Origin of the sequence: Actinomadura sp. NPDC048021, from assembly GCF_040653135.1 — a bacterium.
In the GTDB taxonomy this organism is placed as follows: domain Bacteria; phylum Actinomycetota; class Actinomycetes; order Streptosporangiales; family Streptosporangiaceae; genus Spirillospora; species Spirillospora verrucosospora.
This window is the reverse complement of record NZ_JBEZJQ010000001.1, coordinates 406,921-430,618: the sequence shown is the minus strand read 5'-3', so window position 1 is coordinate 430,618 and position 23,698 is coordinate 406,921. Positions and strand designations below refer to the sequence as shown.

The window sequence follows — 23,698 nt, the reverse complement described above, 5'->3', positions numbered from 1 at the left end:
GTCCGGCCGTCCGGCGACCCCTCCCCGGAGCCGTCCCGTCCCGAGGGGGACGGCCCGGGGAGACTGCGCGTCCCGGCGCGGGCGGCGCGCGCGCTGGTCCTGGCGGCCGTGTTCGCGTGCGCGGCCTGCGGCCTGGTGTACGAGCTGGCCCTGGTCGCGCTCGGCAGCTACCTCGTCGGGAACTCCGTCACGCAGGCGTCGATCGTCCTGTCGGTGATGGTGTTCGCGATGGGCGTCGGCTCGCTGGCCGCCAAGCCGCTGCAGGGCCGCGCCGTGGTGGCGTTCGCGGTCGTGGAGGGCGTGCTCGCGCTGATCGGCGGCGTGTCGGTCCTCGTGCTGTACGCGGCGTTCGCCTGGCTCGACCTGTACGTCCCGGCGCTGGTGGTGGTGGCGTTCGCGGTCGGGGCGCTGATCGGCGCGGAGATCCCGCTGCTGATGACGCTGCTCCAGCGGATCCGCAGGCAGGACGCCGGGTCGGCGGTGGCCGACCTGTTCGCGGCCGACTACGTCGGCGCGCTGATCGGCGGCCTGGCGTTCCCGTTCCTGCTGCTGCCCACGTTCGGGCACATCAAGGGCGCGCTGCTCGTCGGCGTGGTGAACGCCGTCGCCGGGATGGCCGTGGTGATGTGGCTGTTCCGCCGCGAGGTCGGACGCGCCGCCCGGATCGCGCTCGCCGCCGGCATGGTGGCCGTCCTCGCCGCCCTCGGAGTGACGTACACGCTCGCGGACGGGTTCGAGGTGTCGGCGCGGCAGGCGCTGTACGACGCCCCGATCGCGGTGGCGAAGCGCACCCCGTACCAGGAGATCGTCATCACCCGGCGGGCCGGGGTCGGCCCCTCGGACCTGCGGCTCTTCCTGAACGGCGACCTCCAGTTCTCCTCGCTGGACGAGTACCGCTACCACGAGTCGCTCGTCCATCCGCTGATGTCGGGCCCGCACGGGCGGGTGCTGATCCTCGGCGGCGGGGACGGCCTCGCGCTGCGCGAGGTGCTGCGCTACCGGGACGTCCAGAGCGCGACGCTGGTCGAGCTGGACCCCGAGATGATCCACCTGGCCCGGACGTACGGACCGCTGGAGTCCCTCAACCGCCGCTCCTTCGAGGACCCGCGCGCCCAGACCGTCAACGCGGACGCGTTCTCCTGGCTGCGCGGCCTGGACCGGCAGTTCGACGCGGTCATCGTGGACATGCCCGACCCCGACGACGTGTCCACCGCCAAGCTGTACTCGGTCGAGTTCTACGGAATGGTGAAGCGGGCCTTGGCGCCGGGCGGGCGGATCGTCGTGCAGTCAGGGTCGCCCTACTTCGCGCCCAAGTCGTTCTGGAGCATCCAGAAGTCCGTCGCCGCCGCCGGCCTCGCGACCACCCCCTACCACGTGGACGTGCCGAGCTTCGGCGACTGGGGGTTCGTCCTGGCGTCCCCCGGGAAGCGTCCCCCCGCGCTGGAGCTGCCGCGGGACGTCCCCGACCTGCGCTTCCTCGACGGGCCGGTGCTCCAGGCGGCGGCGGTGTTCCCCAAGGACCGCCGGACCCGCGACGTGGACGTCAACACCCTCGTCCACCCGCGCCTGGTCGAGTACGAGGGCCAGGAATGGAAGAACTCCTAGCCGCCGACCGCCCGGCCTAGTCGGGCACCGACCGGCGGAGCGCCCGGTCGACCGCCCGCTGGAACGACGTGACCAGCGACTGGATCATCAGCGGCTTGAGCTTCCCGGCCATCTCCATGAGCCGCTCGCGCTCCCGCGGTTCCCGGCCGCCCGCCCGGTAGGGGCGGACGACGGTGTCCCGGAAGACCTGCTGGAGCTCGTCGGCCAGCGCGGTCGTGTGCCGGTCCACGGCCTCGTACGAGGCGACCAGCGTGTCCAGCGGCAGCGGGAGCGCGGCCAGTTCGGCGCTGACGCCGAGCAGCGCGGGGCTGACGATCCGCACCTCGCCCGCCGGGCCGTCGGAGATCCGCTCGACGACGCCGAGGGCCTCCAGGCGTGCGATCGTCTCGTCGTCGAGGTGGCGTCCGGCGCGGCGGTCCAGCTCGTGCCGGTCGAGGTCCTCCGGGCGCTCGGGCGCCCAGGGGGACAGCAGGGCGCGCTGGAGGGCGAGGTCCTCGGCCGGCGCGTCCAGCGGGATCCGCTGGAGGTGCTTCTCGATCGAGGCGAGCGTGAGCCCGAGCGACTGGAGCTCCCGGACGAGTTCGAGCCGCGCGAGGTGGTCGGCGCCGTAGAGGCCCGTCCTGCCGCGCAGCCTCGGCGGGGGCAGCAGGCCGCGCCCGGCGTAGAACCGCACGGTCCGGACGGTGACCCCGGCGCGCGAGGCCAGCTCGTCGACGGTCAGCTCCATGCCGCCTCCCTGTATGTGACAGCACCAGTGTTACATTAATCGTGTATCAGCACGCACTTACTTGTCGGCACGCACTCAGTAGGGAGACCGGCGGATGGGACGCGACATCTACACCGAGGAGCACGAGGCCTTCCGCGACATGGTGCGCTCCTTCATCGCCAAGGAGATCGCGCCCCACCACGAGCAGTGGGAGAAGGACGGGATCGTCTCGCGCGAGGTCTGGCTGGCGGCCGGGCGCGCGGGCCTGCTCGGCATCGACATGCCGGAGGAGTTCGGCGGCGGCGGCGACCCCGACTACCGCTACTACGTGATCTTCAACGAGGAGCTGGCGAAGGCCGGCGTGCACGGGCCCGGCTTCGCCGTCCACAACGACATCAACGGCGGCTACCTGCGGCAGCTGTGCAGCCCCGAGCAGCAGAGGCGCTGGTTCCCCGGCTACTGCTCCGGAGAGATCATCACCGCGATCGCGATGACCGAGCCCGCCGCCGGGTCCGACCTCCAGGGCATCAGGACCACGGCGCTGAAGGACGGCGACCACTACGTCCTCAACGGCTCGAAGACGTTCATCTCCAACGGGATCCTCGCCGACCTCGTCATCGTCGTCGCCAAGACCGACCCGTCCGCCGGCGCCAAGGGCGTCAGCCTCCTCGCCGTCGAGCGCGGCATGGAGGGCTTCGAGCGCGGACGCAACCTCGACAAGGTCGGCATGCACGCCCAGGACACCGCCGAGCTGTTCTTCGACAACGTCCGCGTCCCGAAGGAGAACCTCCTCGGCGAGGAGGGCATGGGCTTCATCTACCTCATGCAGAACCTCGCCCGCGAGCGGCTGTCCATCGGCGCCACCGCGCAGGCCGCCGCCGAGACCGCCTTCGAGCAGACCCTGGAGTACTGCAAGACCCGCGAGGCGTTCGGCCGTCCCATCGGCAAGTTCCAGCACAACCGGTTCACGCTCGCCGAGATGAAGACAGAACTGACCGTCTCGCGGTCCTTCACCGACGAGTGCATCGTCAAGGAGGGCCGGGGCGAGCTGACCCCCGACGAGGCCGCGATGCTCAAGTGGTGGAACACCGAGCTCCTCAAGCGGGTCGTGGACCGCTGCGTCCAGCTGCACGGCGGCTACGGCTACATGACCGAGTACCCGATCGCCAAGGCCTACCAGGACGTCCGCATCCAGACCATCTTCGGCGGCACCACCGAGATCATGAAAGAGATCATCGGCCGCGGCCTCGGAATCTGACCCCACCACCCCCGGAACGCCCCGCCCGGGGCGGTGGTGCCCCGAGGGGGCGGGGCACCACCGGGTGGGGTCAGACTCCGAATGCGGCGGGGTAGTGGATGGTGCCGGTCGGGACCGGGCGGGCGTCGTCCAGGGGCAGGGCCATCATGGCCTCGTCCGGGACCTCGAAGGGCGCGCGGACGCCGAAGCGGGAGGCCGGGACGAAGCCGAACCGCGGGTAGTAGCCGGCGTGGCCGAGGACCAGGACGAGGTTCTCTCCCATGGCCCGCGCGGCGTCCAGACCGGCGCGGATGGCGGCCGAGCCGGCGCCGGTCCGCTGGAACGACGGCAGTACGGCGCACGGAGCCAGGGCGAGCGCGGCCTCGCCGTCGACGTGGCAGCGGGTCAGCAGCGCGTACCCCGCTGGGGTGCCGTCGGGGGTCGTGCTGATCATGGACAGGCCGTCGATCCACGCCTCGGGGTCGGCGCGCAGGGCGTCGACGATGCGGGCCTCCTCGGCGGTGGGGAAGGCGGCCAGGACGATCTCGCGGATGGCGGGCACGTCTTCGGCGGTCTCGGAGCGGGTGATCCAGGCGGGCATGGCGGTCCTGTTCTCGATGAAGGTCACTGCTGGCGCTCCCTGAAGCGGTAGGTGGCGCGCAGGTGCTGCGTGATGTTCTTCCTGGCGGCCTCGCGGTCGGCCCGCAGCCGCGCGTCGGTGCGCGAGGCGGCGTAGGCGTTCTCCCGCAGGAGCCGGTGATAGCTCTCCAGCCGCCGCTCCGGCACCGTCCCGGCCTCCACGGCCGCCAGGACCGCGCAGCCCGGCTCGCTCATGTGCGCGCAGTCGGTGAACCGGCAGTCCTCAGCGAGCCGCTGGATATCGGCGAAGGTCTGCTCCAGCCCGTCCTGGGCATCGTGCAGGCCGATCGAGCGCAGGCCCGGGGTGTCCAGCAGGACGCCGCCGCCGGGCAGCGGCAGCAGTTCCCTCCACGCGGTGGTGTGCCGGCCCTTGCCGTCCGTGGCGCGTACGGCGCCGGTGGCCAGAAGGGGCTCGCCCAGCAGGGCGTTGCCCAGAGTGGACTTGCCCGCCCCCGAGGGGCCGAGCAGCACGACCGTGCCGGTCAGGACGGCGGTCAGGACGTCCACGCCCTCCCCGGTCGCGGCGCTGGTGACCAGCACGTCCACGCCGGGCGCCACCGCTGACACCTCGGCCTGGGCCGAGACCGCGTCGGCGCCCGCGTCGGCCTTGGTGAGCACCACGACCGGCTGCGCGCCGCTCTCCCAGGCCAGGGCGAGCATCCGCTCGGTGCGGTCGTGTTTGAGCGGGGCGGCCAAAGACACGGTCACCACGACCGTGTCGACATTGGCGGCGAGGACCTGCCCGTGCGAGGTGCGCGACGCGCTGGAACGCACCAGGGCGGTGCGCCGCTCCAGAACTTCGTGCAGCATCGCGGCATGGTCGGCGGTCGCGGGACGGAGCGCCGCCCAGTCGCCGGTGCACGGCGCCGTGAGCGGATCACCCTGCCGGGCGGCGGGGATCTCCGCACGGACGATCCCCGCATCGGTGACCGCCTCGCACAGGCCGCGTTCGGCCCGCACGATCCGGGCCGGGACCAGCCCGGCGGCGTGATGAGGCGTGAAGGCGTGCTCGTAGGCATCGTCCCAGCCGTAGCGCGCCAGAGGGCGCGGCTGGGTGGAGAAAGAATGAGACAACGTGAAGACCCTTAAACGAGGGCCCCGATCGGCACAGAGCGCGACCGCCCGAAAGCCGCTAGGGCTTCGAGGGTCGTGGACGTCAGGTCAGACCAGGGCCCGGGACGTGAGGATGGTCCGGCGGGCGCTGCACAGGGCAGCGGCCTTCGCGGCGCTCATCAACCTCACCTCCCATTTCTCGTCCCGTAGCCGACACGTCGTCCATGCGATCGCAACGCTACCACGCAGCGACGCTTCAGCCGGGCGGGTCGGGAGCGACGACTCCCAGGGCGGCCGCCACCTCCAGCGCCCTGCGCGGCGTCGCGCACCGCCTGGCCAACGCGGTCTGGTCGAGTCGCCCGCCGCGGGCCTGGAACAGCACCGGCGCAACCGGATGCCGCCGCATCTCGTCCGGGGTGAGCTCCATGGAGACGCGATGCGCCGCATCGACCAGAACGGGAGCCAGGGCGCGCAGCCGAGCGGCCCACTCCTCGACCGCCCGGAGCCATTCCTGCGACGCCGCATCGGACGTGCCGGAGAACCGGGCCGCCTTCTCGCTCAGCTCCGACCAGGCGAAGTCACGCCACGGCTTGGCCTTCAGGACCGGCAACTGCCACTCCCGCTTGACGGCCGACCAGTGATCGGCGCGTGCCGCCACCGAGTGGACCGTGAACCCCGGAACGCACAACGCGGTGAGGTTCCAGCCGTGGCAGGCGCCGGTGTCGAGCCCGAAGACCCTCCCGTCGCGGACCAACGGCTCCCGGCCTGTGACGTGGTGACCGAACACGACCGGCTTGTCGTCGGTGTAGCGGTCGTGCCAGTGGCCGTCCGGGAACAGCGCGGCGAGTCCCCGTTCGCCGCTGGTCGAACCGCAGAGGATCTCCTCCCGCTGGACGGCGAGAGGCGCACCGGGGACCAGCGCCGCATGCACGACCCGGACGTCCTCGCTCTCGAAGAAGTACGGGAGCGTCCGCATCCACTCCACCGTCTCGGCGTACTCGTCGCCCAGTTGCAGGCGCGTGATCTCCTGCGCGTAGGAGAAGATCCCGCGCACGTGCTTGCGCTCGTGGTTGCCCATGACCACGACCGAGTTCGGACGATCGCGGAAGAACCCGACGACCTTCCCGGGCGCCGGACCCCGGTCGACCAGATCGCCCACGCTGACGAGGAGGTCGTCCGGCTGAAGTTCCACCTTCTCCAGCAGATCGATCAGCTCGTCGAAGCAGCCGTGAACGTCGCCCACGATGACGGTGCGTCCCACCCGCCGGAGCCTAGGCAGGCGCCCCTCTCACCCGCAAAGCAATATCTCAGGTCGAACTCAGGCGCTGGCCGTAGACGTGGACGGTCTGGCCGCGGTACTGGATATCGCGCAGGTAGCGGTGACCGATTCGCTCCGCGACGGCGATCGAAGGGGAGTTGCCCGGCAGAATGACGGAGACCACTTCCTCTGCGTCCAGTTCCCTGAAGCAGTAATCCACAGAAGCGCGGGCCGCCTCCGTGGCGTACCCCTTCCCCCAGTGCTCTCGCGCCAGGCACCAGCCGACGCCCAGCCCCGGGAACCCGTGCGGCTGCCAGGGCCCGGCACGGCCGACGAACCGGCCCGTGGCCTTCTCCACCAGCGCCCAGTGCGAGTAACCGCGCATCTCCCGGTGCCCGATGAACAAGGCGAGACTCCGCCATGCATCCGCAGGCGAGGTGCTGACGCCCTCCGCCAGCCTTCCCGCGACCTGCGGATCTGCGAGCATCGCGGCGTAATCGGCGAAGTCGTCACCCGTCAGCGGCCGCATGACGAGCCGCTCCGTCTCCAGCACAACCATGATCGAAGTATCCGCCGGACGCCAGGCGTCCGCACCCGCCCGACGGTTCCGACGACCGGTCACCCCACCCAGGCGAGGACGGCACCCGCGACGGACGCGAGGACCCCCAACGGTGCCGCGACCCAGAGCAGCCTTCTGGCCCTGTGACCGAGCCAGGTGAGCGTCCCGCCGGCGCCGAGGCCCCCCGTGGCCGTCACGGCCCCGAACGCCAGCGGGCCCAGGACGTTCCGCAACGTGGCGTTGACGTCGCGCGCCTCGCCGAGGATCGTCCGGCAGTCCGGGCATCCCCTGAGGTGCCGGTCGAGTGCGAGCGACTCTCGCCTGGACAGCCCGCCGCGCACGTACGCGCCCATACTCCGCAACGCCTCGCGGCACTCCTCACGCCCCGTCGGCTGCATCTCGTCGAGATGCGCTTGCAGGTATGCCCGGCGGAGCCCCTCACGGGCGCGGTAGGCCAGTGCGGCGGCGCCGTTGGGGGTGAGTCCGAGCACTGACGCCACCTCGGCGGGCCTGGCGCGCTCGATCTCGGTATGCCACAGCACGACCCGCCGGCGCTCGGGCAGCGACCGGAAGGCCCGGACGGCGGTCGACCCTTCCGGCAGCGGATCGGCGAACGGGACGCCGGGGTCGTACTTCTCGATCTCGCCGGTCGGCCGGAGTCGCTTCTCGGCCCGGAAGCGGTCGTAGACGGTGTGCCGGAGCGCGGTGAGCAGGTACGGCCGGAACCCCTCCCGCGGCCCGTCGCCTCGGCGCAACAGGTCGAGGACCTTGGTGAAGGTCTCCTGGACGGCGTCCTCGGCCGCGTCCCCCTCGACCAGGGTTCGGGCCAGACGGCGCGCCGCGTCCACGTGGCACTCGTAGAGCGTCGCGTAGGCGGACACGTCACCGGTGCGGGCCCGGGAGATCAGCGCCGCGTCGTCAGGAAGATCCGGCGTCCTCTCCCGGCTCAAGGCGGTCTCCCTCCTCCCGCGGCGAGTGAGGACCGCAGCATGCCGGCACGTCCTCCCGGCCGGACGCGGCGGCGGCGAACCGGTCGATGAGGTGCAGAGCCCGCCCGCTGTGGGCCGGACGTCCCAGGACGGCCACGCCGACCAGCAGCGCGAGCATCGCGAGGAGTCCTCCACCCAGCATGATGAGCCCGATCGCGGCCGTCCACTGCCCTGTCATCAGGGAACTTCCGAACCCCACCGCGATCGTCCAGCGGCATCGTTCCGCCACCGCGCCTCCCTTCCCGCTGACGTGGCCCGTAAGGCCCGGTCGGGACACCAGACGGGAAGGGATTCGCGAACATGACGCGACCAACTGTGACGTGCGCCACACCGCCGTTCGGGCGCGGGGTGGCTGAGCCGTCGGGGCGGCCGGGTCGGCCGCGGTCGGCATTCGCCGGCGCGAGCCGGGGCTCGGCGGCTCTAGCTTCGTGGCACGAGTTGCTGGACGCTCCAGCCGTTGCCGTCCGGGTCCTTGAAGAAGACGAAACGGCCCCAGGGGAACTCCTGCACCTCGCTGACCTCGACACCCCGTCCGGCAAGCTCCGCTCGGGCGGCGTCGGCGTCCGAGACCACCAGTTGCAGGCCCTGGAGGGAGCCGGGTGCCGTCTCGACGACCCCCTCGCCGAAGGCGATCGAGCACGCCGACCCCGGCGGCGTCAGCTGAACGAACCGGATCTCGTCGCTCACCCGGTGGTCATGGTCCAGGACGAACCCGGCCTTGTCGGTATAGAAGGCCAGCGCGCGGTCCACGTCCGAAACGGGCACCGCGACCAGCTCCAACTTGAAGTCCATGCTGTCGTTATATCCCGCCCCCTCCGGCGCGGTGGCGGAGGGGGCGGGGCCGCGTACCGGCCGCCGGCAGTACCGCCTAGGGTTTCGACCACTCCTGGAGACGGACGGTCACGGTGTCTCCTTCCTGCTTGCCGATCGCCTTGCGCACGTCCGCCTTCACCGGCAGTTTGTGGGTGCCGTCCCCCAGGGCCATGAACGAACTCTGGAACGGATGGCCATCGATCGTGCCCCGTACGCTCACCCGTCCACGGGTGCCGAAGAACTCGGCCGACTCGGGCCATACGACATAGGTCCAGCCGCCTTTGCTCGGGCTCTTCTGCATATGCGCAGTGAACTGCTTGTCCATCGCCGTCACCGTCCGTTCAGGAGTCCTGGATGAGAATGAGGCTGTTGCCGTCCGGGTCGCGGACGGAGAACATCGGCGGCACTCCCGGTCCCATCCGCATGACCTCCGCATCCACGTCGGCGCCTCGTGCGCGCAGGGCCGTGTGGTCGGCGTCGGCGTCCGTGGTCGTCAGGCGGATACCGGCCGGGATCTCTCCTGGAACGAGCGCGATGGTCGTCGTCGCCCCCGGTGGTGCCACCTCGATCCAGCGACCGGGCCCGAAGGGCACGTCCCGCCGTACTTCGAAACCGAGCTCATCGACGTAGAACTCGGTCGCCTTCTGCTGGTCGGTGACGCGGATCCCGACCGTGGCGAGCTGGGTGATCCGGGTGGTCTCGCTCATCCCATGCCTCCGCTCTCTTGGGGTCACCAAGTACGACCAGGGCCGAACGGAAAACTCATCGCGGCGATCGCCTCAGGGCCCGTCTGGCTGAGGGGGCCAGATCATCGTCTGCTGGTGCATCCGCCTGCCGTCGTACCGGAAGCCGGGGACGAGCGGGGTCGGGCCGTGTTCGACGAAGCCCATGCGCCGGAAGAACCGGACGGCGCGGGTGTTCTCGACCAGGGTCTGCAAGTGGCAGCCGGGCGAGCCGGTCTCCCGGAGCCGGTCGAACCAGCGGTTCAGCAGCGCGTCGGCGGCACCGGTGCCCCGTGCCTCCGGTGCGAGGTTGATGTGCAGGTGCGCGGGCCTGCGGGGGTCGCGGTACCCCCACGCGGTGGGCTCCCGCCGCAGCGCGACGGACGCCGCGTCGAAGGCCGCGCGCGCGAAGAAGGGGGCGGTCCTGGGACGGAAGACCAGTCGATACTTCCGGATGGCCCGACCGACGCGCTCGCTCTCACTGGGGAACCTCACGCTGTCGAGGCACCCCGCCAGGTAACCGACGAGGGCTCCGTCGAGCACGGCGACGAAGAGCGAGTCCGGTGCCAGGTCCATGTACGGGTCCAGGTAGATGGCCGCTTCGGAATCCTCGTGGCCCCACCGGCCGGCGCTCGGGGACGCTTCACCCGCGCGCCGGAACAGCCTGCGGAGCTCCGCGCGGTCGGTCTCCCTGAAGGAGCGCACCTTGATCATGATCAGCCCGCACAGGCGGCGCGGGTGCGGGTGGCGGGCGGCTCGGCCAGGCCCGCCCGGACGCCGGTCGGCGACGCCATGGGCTCCAGCGTGCCGACGCGGTCCGCGGTCGACCGCTCCTCCACCGTAGTCATCTCCTTTACAACGCTCCCAGCGCGATGCCCCATTCCGAGGCGTCCTGTCCGGGCTTGACCCTGACGTTGCGTCAGGCTCCACGCTGAACGCATGAGCGACTACTTCGAAGCGTTCGAGGTCAGCCCGGTTCCTCCGCCCGGGCCTGACGCGACGCCTCCTGAGATCTACCGGGGCATCTACGGCATGCCGATGTTCGTCAACGTGCCGACGTCGGACCTGGCCGCGTCCGCGGACTTCTGGGTGCGCGGGTTCGGTTTCATCGACCTGTTCACGATCCCCGGCCAGGTCACGCACCTTCGACGGTGGAGGTTCCAGGACGTCCTGCTCGTCCCGACCGGCGCCCCGCCGGCCCCTCCGGCGGTGAGCGTCACCTTCTCCTGCGTGCTGAGCCAGATCGACGAGATCGCGCAGGCGTGCACCGCGCTGGTGCCCGGATGCACGGCGGGACCGCGGAAGACCCCCTGGAACACCGTGGATCTGGAGGTCATCACACCGGAGAACGCCCGTGTGATCATCACCGCGGCCCGTGCCCTCGACCCTGACAGCCCCGAGGCGCGCGACCTCGAAGCGGTCGGAATCCCCCTTCCCCAGGAGTGAGACCTCGCATGTCAGACTCGGCGGCGTGACCGACGACGCAGGGGACGATGCCGCGGGCGCCGGCGGGCTGGCGGTCGGGGCCGTGGCATCGCACGCGGGGGTCACCGTCCGCACCCTCCACCATTGGGACGCGATCGGGCTCGTCCGCCCGTCGGGACGGACCGCCGGCGGTTACCGGCTCTACTCGGCGGCGGACGTCGCACGGATCCACCGGGTTCTCATCTACCGCGAACTGGGTCTGTCCCTCGACGACATCGGTGGTCTTCTCGCGGCTCCGGCCGCCGACATGACCGTGCCGCTGAGGCGGCAGCGCGCCCAACTCCTCGACCGGATCTCCCGCCTGCAGGCGATGGTCGACGCGGTCGATCGCCTGATCGAGGCCGCGGGCGCCGGCATCCTGCTCTCCGCGGAGGAACAAGTCGCGATCTTCGGGCGGCGATGGCAGCCGTCATGGCTCGCGGCCGCACGCGACCGGTGGGGCGACACGGCTCAGTGGGCGCAGTCCGCCGAGCGCGCCGCGGGCAGGACCTCCGAGGACTGGCAGCAGATCGCCGGCGACGTCGCGACGCTCGAGAACGACCTGGCGGCGGCCAAGCGCGCCGGCGTCAGGCCGGGCAGCGCCGAAGCCGACGCTCTGGCCGAACGGCACCGGGCCTCGATCGGCGAGTACTTCGACTGCACCCATTCGATGCAGGTCTGCCTGGGGAGGAGATACGCCGCCGACCCCGGCTTCGCGGCCTACTACGACGCGATCGAACCAGGCATGACCGCCTGGCTCCGCGACATCATCGACGCCAACGCCCGCGCCAGAGGCATCGACCCGGACACGGCGACCTGGACCTGACGCCCCGCCCCGGCCGACCGCCGTGAGAGCGGCGCCCGCAGCCTGCCGTTGACAGATTTACTTGGCTGAGTAATCTCTTACTCATGCAAGTAAATGAGGGGGTGCGTTCCCCGGCCGCCGTCGCGCGGCGAGCGCAGATCGTGGCCGCGGCCATCGAGGTCATCGCCGAGGCGGGGTACGGCCAAGCCTCGTTCGGGCGGATCGCCGAGCACGCCGGGCTCAGCAGCACCCGGCTGATCTCGTACCACTTCAAGGGCAAGAGCGAGCTGATCCAGGCCGTGGTCGACACGGCGCTGGGCGACGCGGCCGCGTTCATGCGGCCGCGGCTGGACGCGGCGGCGACCCGCCGGGACACCCTGGCCGCCTACATCGAGGCGAACCTGGCGTTCATGCGCGACCGCCCCGCGCACATCCGCGCGCTCGTCGAGATCATCGGCGGGACGCGCGGGGGCGAGGGCGTCGCGTTCTCGGACACTCCCGCGGCGATGGCGCGGGAGTTCTTCCGAGCGGGCCAGGCCGAGGGCGAGTTCCGCGCGTTCGATCCGCACGTGATGGCCGTCAGCCTGCGCGCCGCGATCGACGCCGTCGCCACCATGCCGGACGTCGACCACGCCGCGTACGCCCGCGAGCTCGTGGAGCTGTTCGACCGGGCGACCCGCGCGGAGGCGTCGTGAGCCCCGCGGCGCACGCGCGGCCCGCCGGCGCCCCCGCCGCGCGGAAGGACCCCGGACGGCTGGCCCCGCTGCTCCCGATCGCGGTCGATCTCGTCGTGCCGATGGCCGTGCTGTACGGGCTGCGCGCGGCGGGCGCGAGCCTGTGGCAGGCGCTGGTCGCCTCGTCGGTCGTGCCGGTGATCGTGGTGGCGGTCCGGTTCGTCCGGAAGCGCGTGGTCGACTACCCGGCGCTGTTCGTGATGGTCCTCATGGTGTTCGGGATCGTCCTGTCCCTGCTGACCGGGAACCCGCGCACCCTGCTCGTCCGCGACTCCTGGATCTGGATGCTCGTGGGCGTGGCCGGCGTGTGGCTCCTGGCCTCGGTGGTCTACGGGCGTCCCGCGCTGATGGTCGTGTTCCGCTCGTTCGTCCTGACGAAGGTCGGGCCCGAGGGGCTGCGGGAGTGGGAGGCCCGCTGGGACCACGACGCCGGGTTCCGGCAGGGCCTGCGGACGCTGACCGCGGTGTGGGGCGCGGCCACGGTCCTGAACGCGGTGCTGCACGTGATCGGCGCCTTCGTCCTGCCGCTGGACGTCGCTCCGTTCGCGCTCAACCTCGTGTGGCCGGTGATCGCCGTGCCGCTGTTCGCGTTCCACCTCGTCTACACCAAGCGGAAGGACCTGCGGGCGTGATCGCCGACGTGATCGTGGCGGGCGCGGGCCCGACCGGGCTGATGCTGGCCTGCGAACTGGCGCTGGCCGGGGTGAGCGTCGCGGTGCTGGAGCGGCGGCCCGAACGCACCGGGCAGTCCCGGGCGCTCAACCTCCAGCCCCGCTCCGCGCAGATCCTCGACTCGCGCGGCATGCTGGAACCGCTGCTGGAGCGCGCGGCCGACACGCTCCCCGCCGGGCACTTCGCCGGTCTGCCGCTCGACTACGGGCCGTGGGGCGAACGGCAGATCGGCATCCCCCAGGCGCGGGTCGAGGAGCATCTCGAAGGACGCCTCGCCGAGCGGGACGTCCCGGTCCTGCGCGGGCACGAGGTGACCTGGGTCGAGCAGGACGAGGCCGGGGTCACCGTCCGCGCCGGGCGGGAGTTCCGCGGCCGGTACCTGGTCGCGTGCGACGGCGGTCGTAGCACGGTCCGCACGCTGCTGGACGTGCCGTTCCCGGGCCGCGACGGCCGCGTGTCCGCCGTCGTCGCCGACGTCACGCTCACGCGGGAGCGGCCCGGCCGGTGGCGGCTGCCCTCGTTCGACCGTCCCGAGGACGGCGTCGCGAACGTCCTGCCGCTGGGGGACGGCCTGTACCGGGCCCTGATCGCCGGACCGGAGCAGCAGACCGCCGACCGCGGCACGCCCGTCACCCTGGACGAGGTGCGCCGCGCCGTCCCCGACGTGCGGGAGATCCGGTGGGCCTCGCGCTTCACCGACGCCTCGCGGCAGGTCGAGCGCTACCGGCACGGGCGCGTGCTGTTCGCGGGGGACGCGGCCCACGTCCACTCGCCGACCGGCGGGCAGGGACTCAACCTCGGTCTCCAGGACGCCTTCAACCTCGGCTGGAAACTGGCCGCCGACCTGCGCGGCAACCCCACGGTGCTGGACACCTACCACGCCGAACGGCATCCGGTCGGGGCCGCCGTCCTGGCGAACACGCGCGCGCAGGGAGTCCTGCTGATCCCCGACGAGGACGTCGCCGCCCTGCGCGGCATCCTGGCCGAACTCCTGAAGATCCCCGAGGCCAACCGCCACCTCGCCGGGCTGGTCTCCGGTCTCGACATCCGCTACGAGCTCCCCGGACGGCATCCGCTCATCGGCCGCACGATGCCGGGGCTCGACCCGGCCGTCCTGCGCTCGGGGCGGCACGCCGTCCTGGAACTGGGCGACCGGCCACGCCACGGCGGCGTCCCGCACCCGCGCGGAGATGTGGACGTGGACGCCGTCCTCGTCCGCCCCGACGGCCACATCGCCTGGGCGGACGACGGCTACGAACCCCTGGAATCGGCCCTGGCCCGCTGGACCTGACCGGCTACATCTTCATCGGCCGTCCGACGTCGAGGCGCGGCCAGTCGGCGAGGTCTCTCAGGAGTTGCCGGTCGTGGGTGGCGACGACGACGCTGGCGCTGGTGGCGCGGATCGCGCTGGTCAGCTCGTCGACCAGCGCCGACGACAGGTGGTTGGTCGGCTCGTCGAGCAGGATCAGGCCGGGGCGCCCGGCCAGGGCGAGGGCCAGGTCGAGGCGCCGCTGCTGGCCCTGCGACATCCGCGCGGTCGGCGTCCGCATCGCGGCGGAGTCCAGGAGCCCGAGCGCCCCGAGCGGGACGACGTCGGCGTCGCGCAGCTCTGCGCGGGCCACCAGCCGCCCCACATGACGGTCATACACCTCGCGGGCCGTGAGGTCGGGGTCGTGCTCGGTGGTCTCCTGCGCGATCAGGGCGGCCCGGGTGCCGTTCGCTCTCCAGATGCGTCCGTCCGCGGGCTGGAGCGAACCGGCCAACACCGCCAGCAACGTGGACTTCCCGGCGCCGTTGGGGCCGGTGACGAGCAGCCGGTCGCCGCCGTCCAGGGCGAGGTCGACCGGCCCGGGCAGCCGCCCGTCGACGGTGACGCCGTGGGCCCGGAGCTGCGGCACCCGCGACCGGACCCCCAGGTCAGGCCATCGCAGGACCGGCGGCGGCTCCGGCACATCGATGCGGTGCGCCTCAAGGGCGTCCTGCCGCCGGTTCAGGGCCTGCACGACGCCCGGCGCGCGGGACTGGCGCTGGTGCTTGCCGGTGCCCTTGTCCGGCCGCCAACCGGTGGACAGCCTGTCGCGGGCCTTGGACACCTCGTCCCGCAGCCGCCGGTGCTCGGCCCGCTGCTCCTCGAAGTCCTGTTCCCAGCGCTCGCGCTCGCCGCGCCGTGCATCCTGCCAGGCGTCGTAGCCGCCCGCGTACAGCCGCGGCCTCCCGTCGCGGCTCGGGTCGAGGTCGAGGAACCGGTCGGCGACGTCGCGCAGCAGCGCCCGGTCGTGGCTGACGACGGCGAGCCCGCCGTCGTGCTCGCGCAGCCGCCGGGTCAGGAAGTCCAGCCCGCCTGCGTCGAGGTGGTTGGTCGGCTCGTCGAGCAGCAGCACGTCGTGCCGGGCGGCGAGCAGGCACGCCAGCCGGACCCGGTACCGCTGCCCGACCGACAGCGTCGACAACCGGCGGTCGCGGTCGGTGCACGCGCCGAGCGCGTCGAGGGCGACGTCGACGCGGCGCTCGGCGTCCCACGCGTCGAGCCGGGTGGCGGCCTCCAGCGCCGTGGCGTAGCGGTCGCCGGCGGCCGGATCACCGGCGGCCACGGCCGCGGTCGCCTCGTCCAGCGCCGCGAGGGCCGCGAGCGGGGCGGCCAGCGCCGCGGACGTCAGCGTGCCGACGGTCTCACCGTCGCGCGCCGCCAGCTCCTGGCGGACGAGGCCGATCGTGCCGGCGCGGTGCACGGTGCCCTCGTCGGGCGGGATCAGCCCGGCGAGGACGTGCAGCAGCGTCGTCTTCCCCCGCCCGTTCTCGCCGACGACGGCGATCCGGGACCGGGCCGAGACGGTGACCGACACGTCGTGCAGGATCCGCCGCGACCCGCGGGTGACCGCGACGTCCTGGACGCGGACGTGCGCGCTGCCGCCCGCCGGGACGGGCAGGGACATGCTCTCGGAAAAGGGGGTGAGGCTCAAAGGGTGCTCCGCAGCTCGCCATGGAGCCGGGCAGAATCAGACGACCGCCCGGCAGGACCGGGACGGCGAACGCGGATTCAGAGAAGGAAAGGCGCCGCCGTCAGCGGGCGCTGCGAACCTTCTGCGACCAGATGCCTCGTGCCATGCCGCTCACGCTACCGGCCCCGCCTCACGGCTTCCAGCGAATAAAGCCCCGACGACCACGCCCCCCACCGGCGTTCCATCAGGTGTTCCAGAGCGCCTGGTAGTGCTGGGGGTCGGGCGGTTCCCCCGGAAGCGGATCGGTGTTGTGGGCTTTGAGGCCGTCCAGCGCGATCGCCAGCAAGCGGGACCGCACCTCCTCCTCGACGTGGGGCGACGGGCCCGCGGCCGGGCGGCCGAACTGCCTGATGAGCAGGAAGACGTCCATGGAGGTCACGCCGGCGCGGATCACTCCGGCGTCGCGGGCCCGGGTGACCAGTTCGTCGGCCAGGCGCTGGGCCTGTTCGCCGGCCTGCCGCATCTCGGAGGTGACCTCCACGGTCCCGGCCAAGGGAGACAGAGCGCCGAACCCGGATCGTGCGCACCGCTGGACGTAGGAGGCCAGACCCTGCCACGGGTCGTCGATCGCCAGCCCGGCCTTCGCCGCCTCCGCGAGGTGCTCCATGGAGTCGGCGCACAGGCGCTGGAGCAGTTCCTCCTTGGTGCGGTAGCGGCGGTACAGGCTGCCCATCCCCACCCCGGCCCGCTCGGCGATGGCGGACACCGGCGCGTCGAACCCCTGGCTGAGGAAGATCTCGCGGGCCGCCTCGACCAGCGCGCGATCGTTGCGGGCCGCGCGGGCCTGGGGTCCCCGCCTGCGCGGTGCGGTGGCTTCGGCCATGGGCCAAGGATACCCATTGCGGAGCGGTTCGCTCCGAGTTAAGTTATTCGGAGCGAACCACTCCGAATAAGAAGGATTCCCTCATGTCTTCCTCCGACGCCGTCCTCGTCATCGGCGCGACCGGCAATCAGGGCGGCGCCACCGCCCGTCAGCTGCTGGCGCGCGGCCGGCGGATCCACGCGCTGGTGCGCGCCCCGGGCAGCCCCGCCGCCCGCCGGCTGCGGGACGAGGGCGCGGTGCTCGTCCGGGGCGATCTCGACGACGCCGACTCGCTGCGCAAGGCGATGAACGGCGTGCGCGCGGTCTTCAGCGTCCAGGCACTGGCCCATGAACCGCGCACACTGGCCGCCGAGGTGCGTCAGGGCAAGACGGTGGCCGACATCGCCGAGGAGTCCGGCGTGGCGCACCTGGTCTACAGCTCCGTGGGCGGCGCCGAACGGGACACCGGCATCGACCACTTCGAAAGCAAGGCCGAGATCGAGCGGTACATCCTGGCGCTCGGACTGCCCGCCACCATCCTGCGCCCGGTGTTCTTCATGAACAACCTGCTGCACTACGCCGACGCTCGGGACGAGCGGGTGCTGTCACTGCCTGTCAGGCCCGACAAGCCCATGCAGTTCATCGCCACCGACGACATCGGCGTCTTCGCCGCCGACGCCTTCGACGACCCCGCGCGGTCCATCGGCCGCCAGATCGAACTCGCCGGCGACGAGCTCACCTTCCCCGAGGTTGCCCGGATCTACGAGCGCGTCACCGGCACCCCGACCCGGTTCGAGCCGCTCCCGATCGAAGAGCGCATGTTCCAGTGGTTCGCCGAAGCCGGATACCAGGCCGACATCCCGGCTCTGCGCCAGCAGCATCCCGGTTTGCTGACCTTCGAGCGGTTCCTCACCCAGCGACTCGCCCCGCCCGTGACCACTCCAGACGCCACTTCTGCTTCGACCGGGTGAACCCACGAGCCGGAGGCCGCCGGGCCTGCCTGCCGCTGGACGACCGGCTTCAGGCGTGCATGAGGGCCCAGACGACCTTTCCTTCGCCGGTGGCGGAAGGGCGGGTGCCGGTCTCCTTGGCGAGGGCGGAGACGATGGCGAGCCCGCGGCCGTTCTCGGCCGTGAGCGACGGTGGGCACCGGACCGGCAGGTCAGGGGCCGGGTCCCAGCACTCCAGCAGCGGCGCCCCCTCCCGGAGGGCGCAGCCGAGACGGATCCGGTGGCCGTGCGCCGCCGCGACGGCGTTGGACACGATCTCGCTCATGACGAGGCTCGCGTCGTCGACCACCTCACGGTCGAAACCCCAGTTCGTCAGCGTGTAGCGGACGAGCTCCCGAGCCAGCACCACGCTCGACGGCACGGCGAGCACGGTCAGGCGCACCTCCGGAATCCCGTGCGCCGACGTGACGAATTCAAGATCGTTCATGAGAGCCGTCCCCAGTTGGAGGAATGTGCTCTCACTCTTCGTGTCGACGTTCTAACTTGAGGTGATAAGCGGGGGTCGCGATACACCTGTGGGGGCGTGATGAGTGTTCGAGAGTCGATCGACCCGGCGTCCTCGCTGTGGGCCTGGCTGGCTTTCGACCTGTGGTTTTATCGCACGCAGCGGGGTCTCTCCCTGGCTCAGACAGCCATGATCGTCCACGTGACCCGGGCGACCGTATCCAACTGGGAAGCCGGACGCCTCCGGCCGCGCGATACATACCTGAAGCGCCTTGACCAGGCATGGAATACGGGTGGCCACTTCGAACGGCTGCACATGTTCGCTTGCGGTGGACACGATCCGGACTGGTTCAAGCAGTACCTCCAGTACGAGGCGGCCGCCGATGTGATCAAGATGTACCACGGCAAGACCGTTCCGGCCCTGGCGCAGACCAAGGCGTATGCGGAGGCCCTCCTCAAAGCCGCCGGTCGCGTGGACGAAGTCGAAGCAGAGGCCAAAGCTCGAATGAAGCGCCAGGAGGTACTGAGGCGAAAGCAGCCGCCCTACCTCTGGATTCTCATCGACCAAGAAGTACTCGACAACGTCGTGGGCGGTCGCGACGTCATGGCGGAGCAGTTGCGCTACCTCATCGAGCTCTCAGATACCGACCGCGTCTGCATCCGCGTCGTCCCGCGTACTTCGGGGTGGCACCCAGGGCATGACGGGCACTTCCAGGTGATGACGATCAATGGCCGCGATGTCTCCTACGCCGTCGCGCAGGTCGCCGGTCGTCTGATCGAAGCCGGTGACGAGTCCGCCCTTCTCGAAGTACGTTTCGATCAGATCGGGGCACTTGCCCTACCTCGACCAGGCTCGCGAGAGCTGATGGACCAGACGCTGAGGAAGTACGAATGAACGGCTGGCGTAAGAGTTCCCACAGCGGGGGCGGCAATGACGATGCCTGCGTGGAGTTGGCGGCGCTGGGCGGTCGGGTGTGGGTGCGGGACTCCAGGGATCCGGACGGGGAGCGCCTGGCGTTCGGGCGTGAGGCGTTCGCCGAGCTGCTGGCCCGCGCGAAGCGCAGCGACCTCGACCTTCACCGCTGACCGCGATTCTCGCGCGGCAGCCGCTTTGCCCGGGTAGCTCGAAGGGCCCGGGTGTGCCGGGCCCTTCGGGTGTGGTGCGTTCCTGCCGAGGCGCTGCCTCAGTCGGACGCGAGTGCCCCCTCGCCGGTGTTCGCGGCGACGGTCTGTGGCGTCCTCCGCCCCAGGTTCGCGCGGAGGAACAGCCACCCGATGCACAGGGTGGCGATGGCTTCCACTCCCCCCACCGGGAAGACCCAGGAGGGAAGGGTAGAGAGGTTCCCGATGACGATGGTGAAGGCGGTCACCGGGAAGACGCAGAAGATCGTCAGTGTCACCGCGAGGTGACCGATCTTGCCGGTCAGGCGGCCGGGGAGGCCCCGGTGCCACGACTCCCACCCGAAGGGGGTCGCCCCCGCGGGCAGCAGCAGCTTCATGCGCGGCGCGAGCTCGGACCGGATGAACTGGCCGATCTCGCCCACCTTGGTGTCGTTCGCCAGGTAGATCCATCCGAGCGAGAGAACCGCCGGGATCAGCCCCAGCAGCACCAGCAGGGAGGCTCCCTGCGTGATGGCGTAGGCCGCACCGGCGACCACCGCGAAGGCGGTGTAGATCAGCGTGTCGCGGTAGCCGATCCGCTTGTGCTGCTCGCTCTTCATCTGGTTGAAGTCGGTCGTGAGGACGCCGACCTCGGTCTTCGTCGTCTCCTGCCGCGTCTTGAGGACGTCGAGCCGGGCCTTGTTGAGCTCGACCTGCAGCTTGATCCGGTCGAAGGGGTCGACCTCTGCGCCGAGCCCGTCGAGTTCCGCGGCGAGGCGGTCGAACGTGTTCTGGACCTCGTCGAGCCCGTTGTTGAATTCGACAAAGCTGTTCATCGTGGCCTCCTGGCCGTTTCGTTTTGTCAGGTCTCGCAACACACCGTCCGGAGCCCTCTGGCCCACGCAAGGCGGAGATTATTCGAATGGCATTCTGTTTCGGTGTGCGTGTTCGTGTCACCTGCACGGAAGGCCACGACCGGGGTGATTGAGGGAGAGTCCCCAAGTGAGAGGTTCGACGAAAGCAAGGTGACGGCCAATCACCTTTGTCCGGTCAAGATCTAAGATGTGCCGCTTGCCGGACCGGCGCCGCCCGCGAGGAAGGTTCTGGCCGCCACGGTGTTCTGCTGCCGGACCCAGTCGTCGAAGTCTTCGCGACGGTAGCGGGGGTCGGCGGGCATCAGCCTGATCTGGGGCCGCTCGTCCATCCACCAGATCGTGAAGTCGGTGGTGGTGCCTTTGGCGGGCCACCGCGCGCTGTCCAGGGGCAGATGCAGGACGTCGACGAAGCCGCCCACGGGCAGGCCGAGGTCGATGCCGATCCCGATCGCGCCCGGTCGCGGGACCCAGACGACGGTCCCGACCAGGGGTTGCCCGAGCTGGAGCCGGGACCAGAGTCGGGGCCATTCCGCCGAGTCGGGGCGATACCCCTCGTCGCGCCAGGTACTGGGGCGGTTGGACTCGTCGATGGAGGACTCCCGGGTGAAGGGTTCGGGGCTGAGGACCGCCGCGACCGGGTTGACCGTGGCGGTGAAGCCCGCCGTGCCGATCAGGGCGGCCAGGCCGAGGCCGGAGGACACGCGATGACGATGTCCCGCCTCCATGCGCGGTAGATGAGGCGGCTGATGAAGACGCCGATCGCACCGCAGATCGCGCAGCCGACCATGCCGACGGGCATCCCGGCGAAGCCGCCGAGAAAGTGGCTGAGGAGGCCGCCGTGGACGCCCGCGAAGAGGCAGGCGAGTGAGTAGGCGCGTTTCATGGGAAATTCCCTTTTCGTTGCGCTGGTTGGTGCCCTAGGCGTGTTACGGAAGGGACCGTTCGCAGCACGCCGCGAAGCGCAACGCGTTCCGCATCGCGGTCACGTGGAGTCGGAGGTCCCTCAGCGGCGCTCGAAACGGACCTCCCTGCCGGATGGCCGCGCGCCGGCCATGGGACCGCTGCCGGGGAGTCCGTTCCCCATCTCCGGTCGGGTGTCTCTGCCCAGGGCGAAGTGCAGGGTTCCTCCTGGTAGAGGCCTGTTCAGGCGCGTCCGCGTATGATCATCGGCGTGTCGCCGCAATTGCTTGGTCTGCTGATCGGTTCCGGGTTCGGTACGGCTTTCGTGCTCGCCAACACGGGAGATCCCCTGCCGGAGGGCGCCGGGATCGCGATGCGGATCCTGGCGGTGGTCTGCCTGCTCGCGGTGGTGGTGGTCGGCTTCCGCGGGAACCGGCGCGGGGCGACGGGCCGGGAAGGGGCGGGGCGCGGCGACGGGTGGCCGGGGTGGTTCGGGCCGCGGTTCGGGCTCGTGGTGGTCGCGGAGTTCGCATTGATCTTCGGCGGGATCGCCGTGCTGAGGGCGCTGGACGCGCCGCAGGAGATCAATGTCGCCTGGATCGCGTTGATCGTCGGTCTGCACTTCGTCGTGCTGGCACGGGTGTGGAAGAGGGGCGCCATCGCGGTGCCGGGGGTCGTGCTGTCCGGTCTCGGAGCGGCCGGAATGATCATGGCCGCGGTGTCGTCCGTGGAGTGGATCCCGTTCGTCAGCGGTGCCCTGTCGGGCGTCACGCTGCTCGCGGGATCGCTGTACGGCGCGGCGATGAGCCGGTCTCCCGCCCGCGTCGCGGCCCCCAGCGGATGACCTTCGGGAGGGGCCGCGTCCCTGGTCATGCGGCCGCCTGCGAGGCCGGATCCGGTCGCGCCATTCCGCTGACCGACCGGGCGGTATGTAATGCGCACCATGCGCCTCCGCCCCCTCGCCGTTCTCTCCGCTCTCGTGCTCGCGGCACTCGCCCCGGCGGGGACGGCCCGCGCCGATCGCGTCCCCGGCGACCAGCCGCTTCCCGGCTACACCATCGCCAACCCGCCGCTCCCGCCCGTCCAGGTGCACGGGAAACCGTCGCGGGTGCTCCAGGGCGTCCACCGCCACGCGGCCTATGACATCGAAGTGCCGCCGCAGTGGAACGGCAGGCTGGTGCTCTGGGCCCATGGCTACGCAGGCAAGGGCCACGTGCTGACGGTGGAGCCACCCCAGTACGGCCTGCGGCAACGCCTTCTCGACCAGGGGTACGCGTGGGCTGCGTCGTCCTATTACGACAACGGGTACGACGTCCGCGCAGGCGTGCTGAGCACCCGCGACGTGGCCGAATTGTTCGCCCGCGAAGTGGGACGTCCCAAGCAGCGCATCATCATCGGAGTCTCCATGGGCGGGCACATCATCGGGCGCTCGCTGGAGCAGTTCCCCGGGTATTACGACGGCGCGCTTCCCATGTGCGGAGTCCTCGGCGACCAGGAATTGTTCGACTACTTGCTCGACTACAACCTCGTCGCGCAGGACCTGTCAGGGGTCCGGGAGTACCCGGTCACCGCGCAGTACTTGACGGCGACCGTGCCGAGGATCGAGGCGGCGCTCGGGCTGACCGCGCTGCGGCCGGGCGGGCCGGACACCACGAACGACCGCGGGAAGCAGTTCCGCTCGATCGTCATCGACCGGACGGGCGGGACGCGTCCCGGCGCCGTGCCGTCGTTCGCGCTCTGGAAGGACTTCCCGTTCACCCTGGCCGAGCCCTCCGACCCGGACGCCACCCTCGCCGAGAACCCAGGTCAGGTCGGGACCAATCAGTTCACCCGATACGAGCCGAACGAGCCGGTGGACGTGAACGGGACGGTCCAGCGGGTGCGCGTCGAGAACCTGCCGGCGCGGCTGTCGAACCGCCTCTCCCAGGTTCCGCGCATCAGCGGGCGTCCGGACGTCCCGGTCCTGAGCCTGCACGGGCTGGGGGACCTGTTCGTCCCGTTCTCCATGGAGCAGATCTACGCGAGGGACGTCGCGCGGAACCACCGGTCGGGCCTGCTCGTCCAGCGGGCCATCCGCACGAGCCAGCACTGCGAGTTCTCGAACGCGGAGGCCGGCGCGGCCTGGGACGATCTCGTCCGCTGGGCCGGCGGGGGCGCGCGGCCCGCGGGCGACGTGACCACGCGGCCTTCGGCGGTGGCGCGTCCGGACTACGGCTGCCGGTTCAGCGATCCCGCCGCCTACGCGGCCGGGACGGGGACGCGGCGGCTGTTCCCCGCCTGCCCGTAGCGGGGTCCGGCCACACGCGCCCGT

Annotated in this window: 30 protein-coding genes; 12 read left to right on the top strand and 18 right to left on the bottom strand. The window is 71.2% G+C overall.

Annotated elements, in window-relative coordinates; all coding sequences use genetic code 11:
* Positions 1-63: 63 nt before the first annotated feature.
* A complete protein-coding gene (locus tag AB0C87_RS02100; RefSeq protein WP_345180037.1) occupies positions 64-1,605 on the top strand; it encodes a polyamine aminopropyltransferase in 1,542 nt (513 codons plus the stop codon).
* A 16-nt stretch (positions 1,606-1,621) separates the two neighbouring features.
* On the opposite strand, the gene AB0C87_RS02095 is transcribed toward AB0C87_RS02100, so the two are convergent.
* The gene (locus tag AB0C87_RS02095) at positions 1,622-2,332 is read right to left on the bottom strand and encodes a MerR family transcriptional regulator (protein WP_360576092.1); all 711 of its coding nucleotides are present in this window, start codon (positions 2,330-2,332) and stop codon (positions 1,622-1,624) included.
* A 94-nt stretch (positions 2,333-2,426) separates the two neighbouring features.
* On the opposite strand from AB0C87_RS02095, the gene AB0C87_RS02090 reads away from it, so the two are divergent.
* Positions 2,427-3,569 (top strand): acyl-CoA dehydrogenase family protein, encoded by a 1,143-nt coding sequence (locus AB0C87_RS02090; RefSeq protein ID WP_353832438.1) that lies wholly within the window; start codon positions 2,427-2,429, stop codon positions 3,567-3,569.
* Positions 3,570-3,639: 70 nt separating this feature from the next.
* Here the strand turns inward: AB0C87_RS02090 and AB0C87_RS02085 are convergent, their stop codons facing one another.
* The 11 genes from AB0C87_RS02085 to AB0C87_RS02035 form a co-directional block, all read right to left on the bottom strand.
* Positions 3,640-4,149, bottom strand: coding sequence for an N-acetyltransferase (locus AB0C87_RS02085; protein WP_360576258.1), 510 nt, complete (start codon positions 4,147-4,149; stop codon positions 3,640-3,642).
* Between the two features lie 23 nt (positions 4,150-4,172).
* The gene (rsgA, locus tag AB0C87_RS02080; protein WP_345179902.1) at positions 4,173-5,261 is read right to left on the bottom strand and encodes a ribosome small subunit-dependent GTPase A; all 1,089 of its coding nucleotides are present in this window, start codon (positions 5,259-5,261) and stop codon (positions 4,173-4,175) included.
* 235 nt (positions 5,262-5,496) lie between these two features.
* Positions 5,497-6,501: a metallophosphoesterase family protein gene (locus tag AB0C87_RS02075; RefSeq protein ID WP_360576090.1), complete on the bottom strand. Its 1,005-nt coding sequence runs from the start codon at positions 6,499-6,501 to the stop codon at positions 5,497-5,499.
* 46 nt (positions 6,502-6,547) lie between these two features.
* Positions 6,548-7,057, bottom strand: coding sequence for a GNAT family N-acetyltransferase (locus tag AB0C87_RS02070; protein WP_360576088.1), 510 nt, complete (start codon positions 7,055-7,057; stop codon positions 6,548-6,550).
* A gap of 59 nt (positions 7,058-7,116) precedes the next feature.
* Positions 7,117-8,007 (bottom strand): sigma-70 family RNA polymerase sigma factor, encoded by an 891-nt coding sequence (locus AB0C87_RS02065; protein WP_360576086.1) that lies wholly within the window; start codon positions 8,005-8,007, stop codon positions 7,117-7,119.
* Positions 7,976-8,275, bottom strand: coding sequence for a hypothetical protein (locus tag AB0C87_RS02060; protein WP_345179908.1), 300 nt, complete (start codon positions 8,273-8,275; stop codon positions 7,976-7,978). The genes AB0C87_RS02065 and AB0C87_RS02060 overlap by 32 nt, the downstream gene beginning before the upstream one ends.
* 191 nt (positions 8,276-8,466) lie before the next feature.
* Positions 8,467-8,838: a VOC family protein gene (locus AB0C87_RS02055; RefSeq protein ID WP_345179911.1), complete on the bottom strand. Its 372-nt coding sequence runs from the start codon at positions 8,836-8,838 to the stop codon at positions 8,467-8,469.
* 76 nt (positions 8,839-8,914) lie between these two features.
* Positions 8,915-9,184, bottom strand: a complete 270-nt coding sequence (locus AB0C87_RS02050; protein ID WP_345179913.1) for a DUF1905 domain-containing protein — start codon at positions 9,182-9,184, stop codon at positions 8,915-8,917.
* Between the two features lie 16 nt (positions 9,185-9,200).
* Positions 9,201-9,566: a VOC family protein gene (locus AB0C87_RS02045; protein WP_353832430.1), complete on the bottom strand. Its 366-nt coding sequence runs from the start codon at positions 9,564-9,566 to the stop codon at positions 9,201-9,203.
* A 72-nt stretch (positions 9,567-9,638) separates the two neighbouring features.
* On the bottom strand, positions 9,639-10,295 hold the full coding sequence (locus AB0C87_RS02040; RefSeq protein ID WP_360576083.1) for a GNAT family N-acetyltransferase: 657 nt from the start codon (positions 10,293-10,295) through the stop codon (positions 9,639-9,641).
* 2 nt (positions 10,296-10,297) lie between these two features.
* Positions 10,298-10,429, bottom strand: coding sequence for a hypothetical protein (locus tag AB0C87_RS02035; protein ID WP_345179917.1), 132 nt, complete (start codon positions 10,427-10,429; stop codon positions 10,298-10,300).
* Between the two features lie 91 nt (positions 10,430-10,520).
* Between AB0C87_RS02035 and AB0C87_RS02030 the strand changes: the two genes are divergently transcribed.
* From AB0C87_RS02030 to AB0C87_RS02010, 5 genes are all read left to right on the top strand, one after another.
* Positions 10,521-11,027: a VOC family protein gene (locus AB0C87_RS02030; protein WP_345179919.1), complete on the top strand. Its 507-nt coding sequence runs from the start codon at positions 10,521-10,523 to the stop codon at positions 11,025-11,027.
* Between the two features lie 25 nt (positions 11,028-11,052).
* Entirely contained in the window at positions 11,053-11,871 is an 819-nt protein-coding gene (locus tag AB0C87_RS02025) for a MerR family transcriptional regulator (RefSeq protein WP_345179920.1), read from the top strand.
* An 83-nt stretch (positions 11,872-11,954) separates the two neighbouring features.
* The gene (locus AB0C87_RS02020; protein ID WP_345179922.1) at positions 11,955-12,545 is read left to right on the top strand and encodes a TetR/AcrR family transcriptional regulator; all 591 of its coding nucleotides are present in this window, start codon (positions 11,955-11,957) and stop codon (positions 12,543-12,545) included.
* Positions 12,542-13,216: a VC0807 family protein gene (locus tag AB0C87_RS02015; RefSeq protein ID WP_345179924.1), complete on the top strand. Its 675-nt coding sequence runs from the start codon at positions 12,542-12,544 to the stop codon at positions 13,214-13,216. The genes AB0C87_RS02020 and AB0C87_RS02015 overlap by 4 nt, the downstream gene beginning before the upstream one ends.
* Positions 13,213-14,547 carry an FAD-dependent monooxygenase gene (locus AB0C87_RS02010; RefSeq protein ID WP_360576080.1) on the top strand — a complete coding sequence of 445 codons (1,335 nt, stop codon included), beginning with the start codon at positions 13,213-13,215 and terminating at the stop codon, positions 14,545-14,547. The genes AB0C87_RS02015 and AB0C87_RS02010 overlap by 4 nt, the downstream gene beginning before the upstream one ends.
* Before the next feature lie 4 nt (positions 14,548-14,551).
* Here AB0C87_RS02010 and AB0C87_RS02005 read toward each other — a convergent pair whose 3' ends face one another.
* Positions 14,552-16,189, bottom strand: coding sequence for an ABC-F family ATP-binding cassette domain-containing protein (locus tag AB0C87_RS02005; RefSeq protein ID WP_360576078.1), 1,638 nt, complete (start codon positions 16,187-16,189; stop codon positions 14,552-14,554).
* Between the two features lie 250 nt (positions 16,190-16,439).
* A complete protein-coding gene (locus tag AB0C87_RS02000; protein WP_360576076.1) occupies positions 16,440-17,078 on the bottom strand; it encodes a helix-turn-helix domain-containing protein in 639 nt (212 codons plus the stop codon).
* An 83-nt stretch (positions 17,079-17,161) separates the two neighbouring features.
* Here AB0C87_RS02000 and AB0C87_RS01995 point away from each other — a divergent pair, with 83 nt between their 5' ends.
* Complete coding sequence (locus tag AB0C87_RS01995) at positions 17,162-18,028, top strand: NmrA/HSCARG family protein (RefSeq protein ID WP_360576074.1); 867 nt, start codon at positions 17,162-17,164, stop codon at positions 18,026-18,028.
* 49 nt (positions 18,029-18,077) lie between these two features.
* Here AB0C87_RS01995 and AB0C87_RS01990 read toward each other — a convergent pair whose 3' ends face one another.
* A complete protein-coding gene (locus AB0C87_RS01990; protein ID WP_360576072.1) occupies positions 18,078-18,494 on the bottom strand; it encodes an ATP-binding protein in 417 nt (138 codons plus the stop codon).
* Positions 18,495-18,593: 99 nt separating this feature from the next.
* Here AB0C87_RS01990 and AB0C87_RS01985 point away from each other — a divergent pair, with 99 nt between their 5' ends.
* Together AB0C87_RS01985 and AB0C87_RS01980 are read left to right on the top strand one after the other, a co-directional pair.
* Positions 18,594-19,406 carry a helix-turn-helix transcriptional regulator gene (locus tag AB0C87_RS01985; RefSeq protein WP_345179931.1) on the top strand — a complete coding sequence of 271 codons (813 nt, stop codon included), beginning with the start codon at positions 18,594-18,596 and terminating at the stop codon, positions 19,404-19,406.
* Positions 19,403-19,597, top strand: coding sequence for a DUF397 domain-containing protein (locus tag AB0C87_RS01980; protein ID WP_345179934.1), 195 nt, complete (start codon positions 19,403-19,405; stop codon positions 19,595-19,597). Before AB0C87_RS01985 ends, AB0C87_RS01980 begins: the two co-directional genes overlap by 4 nt.
* 98 nt (positions 19,598-19,695) lie before the next feature.
* On the opposite strand, the gene AB0C87_RS01975 is transcribed toward AB0C87_RS01980, so the two are convergent.
* The 3 genes from AB0C87_RS01975 to AB0C87_RS01965 form a co-directional block, all read right to left on the bottom strand.
* A complete protein-coding gene (locus AB0C87_RS01975; protein ID WP_360576070.1) occupies positions 19,696-20,448 on the bottom strand; it encodes a hypothetical protein in 753 nt (250 codons plus the stop codon).
* A gap of 221 nt (positions 20,449-20,669) precedes the next feature.
* Complete coding sequence (locus AB0C87_RS01970) at positions 20,670-21,188, bottom strand: hypothetical protein (RefSeq protein WP_345179937.1); 519 nt, start codon at positions 21,186-21,188, stop codon at positions 20,670-20,672.
* A complete protein-coding gene (locus AB0C87_RS01965) occupies positions 21,158-21,370 on the bottom strand; it encodes a hypothetical protein (RefSeq protein WP_360576067.1) in 213 nt (70 codons plus the stop codon). The genes AB0C87_RS01970 and AB0C87_RS01965 overlap by 31 nt, the downstream gene beginning before the upstream one ends.
* 288 nt (positions 21,371-21,658) lie before the next feature.
* Between AB0C87_RS01965 and AB0C87_RS01960 the strand changes: the two genes are divergently transcribed.
* Positions 21,659-22,231 carry a hypothetical protein gene (locus AB0C87_RS01960; RefSeq protein ID WP_360576065.1) on the top strand — a complete coding sequence of 191 codons (573 nt, stop codon included), beginning with the start codon at positions 21,659-21,661 and terminating at the stop codon, positions 22,229-22,231.
* Positions 22,232-22,330: 99 nt separating this feature from the next.
* Positions 22,331-23,674: a hypothetical protein gene (locus tag AB0C87_RS01955; RefSeq protein ID WP_360576063.1), complete on the top strand. Its 1,344-nt coding sequence runs from the start codon at positions 22,331-22,333 to the stop codon at positions 23,672-23,674.
* Positions 23,675-23,698: the final 24 nt, after the last annotated feature.

What these genes read in the sequence shown, in the direction of transcription:
- AB0C87_RS02095 (WP_360576092.1), bottom strand. Translation starts at nt 2,332, where the DNA reads ATGGAGCTGACCGTCGACGAGCTGGCCTCGCGCGCCGGGGTCACCGTC.
- AB0C87_RS02090 (WP_353832438.1), top strand. Translation starts at nt 2,427, where the DNA reads ATGGGACGCGACATCTACACCGAGGAGCACGAGGCCTTCCGCGACATG.
- AB0C87_RS02085 (WP_360576258.1), bottom strand. Translation starts at nt 4,149, where the DNA reads ATGCCCGCCTGGATCACCCGCTCCGAGACCGCCGAAGACGTGCCCGCC.
- AB0C87_RS02070 (WP_360576088.1), bottom strand. Translation starts at nt 7,057, where the DNA reads ATGGTTGTGCTGGAGACGGAGCGGCTCGTCATGCGGCCGCTGACGGGT.
- AB0C87_RS02055 (WP_345179911.1), bottom strand. Translation starts at nt 8,838, where the DNA reads ATGGACTTCAAGTTGGAGCTGGTCGCGGTGCCCGTTTCGGACGTGGAC.
- AB0C87_RS02050 (WP_345179913.1), bottom strand. Translation starts at nt 9,184, where the DNA reads ATGGACAAGCAGTTCACTGCGCATATGCAGAAGAGCCCGAGCAAAGGC.
- AB0C87_RS02045 (WP_353832430.1), bottom strand. Translation starts at nt 9,566, where the DNA reads ATGAGCGAGACCACCCGGATCACCCAGCTCGCCACGGTCGGGATCCGC.
- AB0C87_RS02040 (WP_360576083.1), bottom strand. Translation starts at nt 10,295, where the DNA reads ATGATCAAGGTGCGCTCCTTCAGGGAGACCGACCGCGCGGAGCTCCGC.
- AB0C87_RS02035 (WP_345179917.1), bottom strand. Translation starts at nt 10,429, where the DNA reads ATGACTACGGTGGAGGAGCGGTCGACCGCGGACCGCGTCGGCACGCTG.
- AB0C87_RS02030 (WP_345179919.1), top strand. Translation starts at nt 10,521, where the DNA reads ATGAGCGACTACTTCGAAGCGTTCGAGGTCAGCCCGGTTCCTCCGCCC.
- AB0C87_RS02020 (WP_345179922.1), top strand. Translation starts at nt 11,955, where the DNA reads ATGCAAGTAAATGAGGGGGTGCGTTCCCCGGCCGCCGTCGCGCGGCGA.
- AB0C87_RS02005 (WP_360576078.1), bottom strand. Translation starts at nt 16,189, where the DNA reads ATGTCCCTGCCCGTCCCGGCGGGCGGCAGCGCGCACGTCCGCGTCCAG.
- AB0C87_RS02000 (WP_360576076.1), bottom strand. Translation starts at nt 17,078, where the DNA reads ATGGCCGAAGCCACCGCACCGCGCAGGCGGGGACCCCAGGCCCGCGCG.
- AB0C87_RS01995 (WP_360576074.1), top strand. Translation starts at nt 17,162, where the DNA reads ATGTCTTCCTCCGACGCCGTCCTCGTCATCGGCGCGACCGGCAATCAG.
- AB0C87_RS01990 (WP_360576072.1), bottom strand. Translation starts at nt 18,494, where the DNA reads ATGAACGATCTTGAATTCGTCACGTCGGCGCACGGGATTCCGGAGGTG.
- AB0C87_RS01985 (WP_345179931.1), top strand. Translation starts at nt 18,594, where the DNA reads ATGAGTGTTCGAGAGTCGATCGACCCGGCGTCCTCGCTGTGGGCCTGG.
- AB0C87_RS01980 (WP_345179934.1), top strand. Translation starts at nt 19,403, where the DNA reads ATGAACGGCTGGCGTAAGAGTTCCCACAGCGGGGGCGGCAATGACGAT.
- AB0C87_RS01975 (WP_360576070.1), bottom strand. Translation starts at nt 20,448, where the DNA reads ATGAACAGCTTTGTCGAATTCAACAACGGGCTCGACGAGGTCCAGAAC.
- AB0C87_RS01965 (WP_360576067.1), bottom strand. Translation starts at nt 21,370, where the DNA reads ATGAAACGCGCCTACTCACTCGCCTGCCTCTTCGCGGGCGTCCACGGC.
- AB0C87_RS01955 (WP_360576063.1), top strand. Translation starts at nt 22,331, where the DNA reads ATGCGCCTCCGCCCCCTCGCCGTTCTCTCCGCTCTCGTGCTCGCGGCA.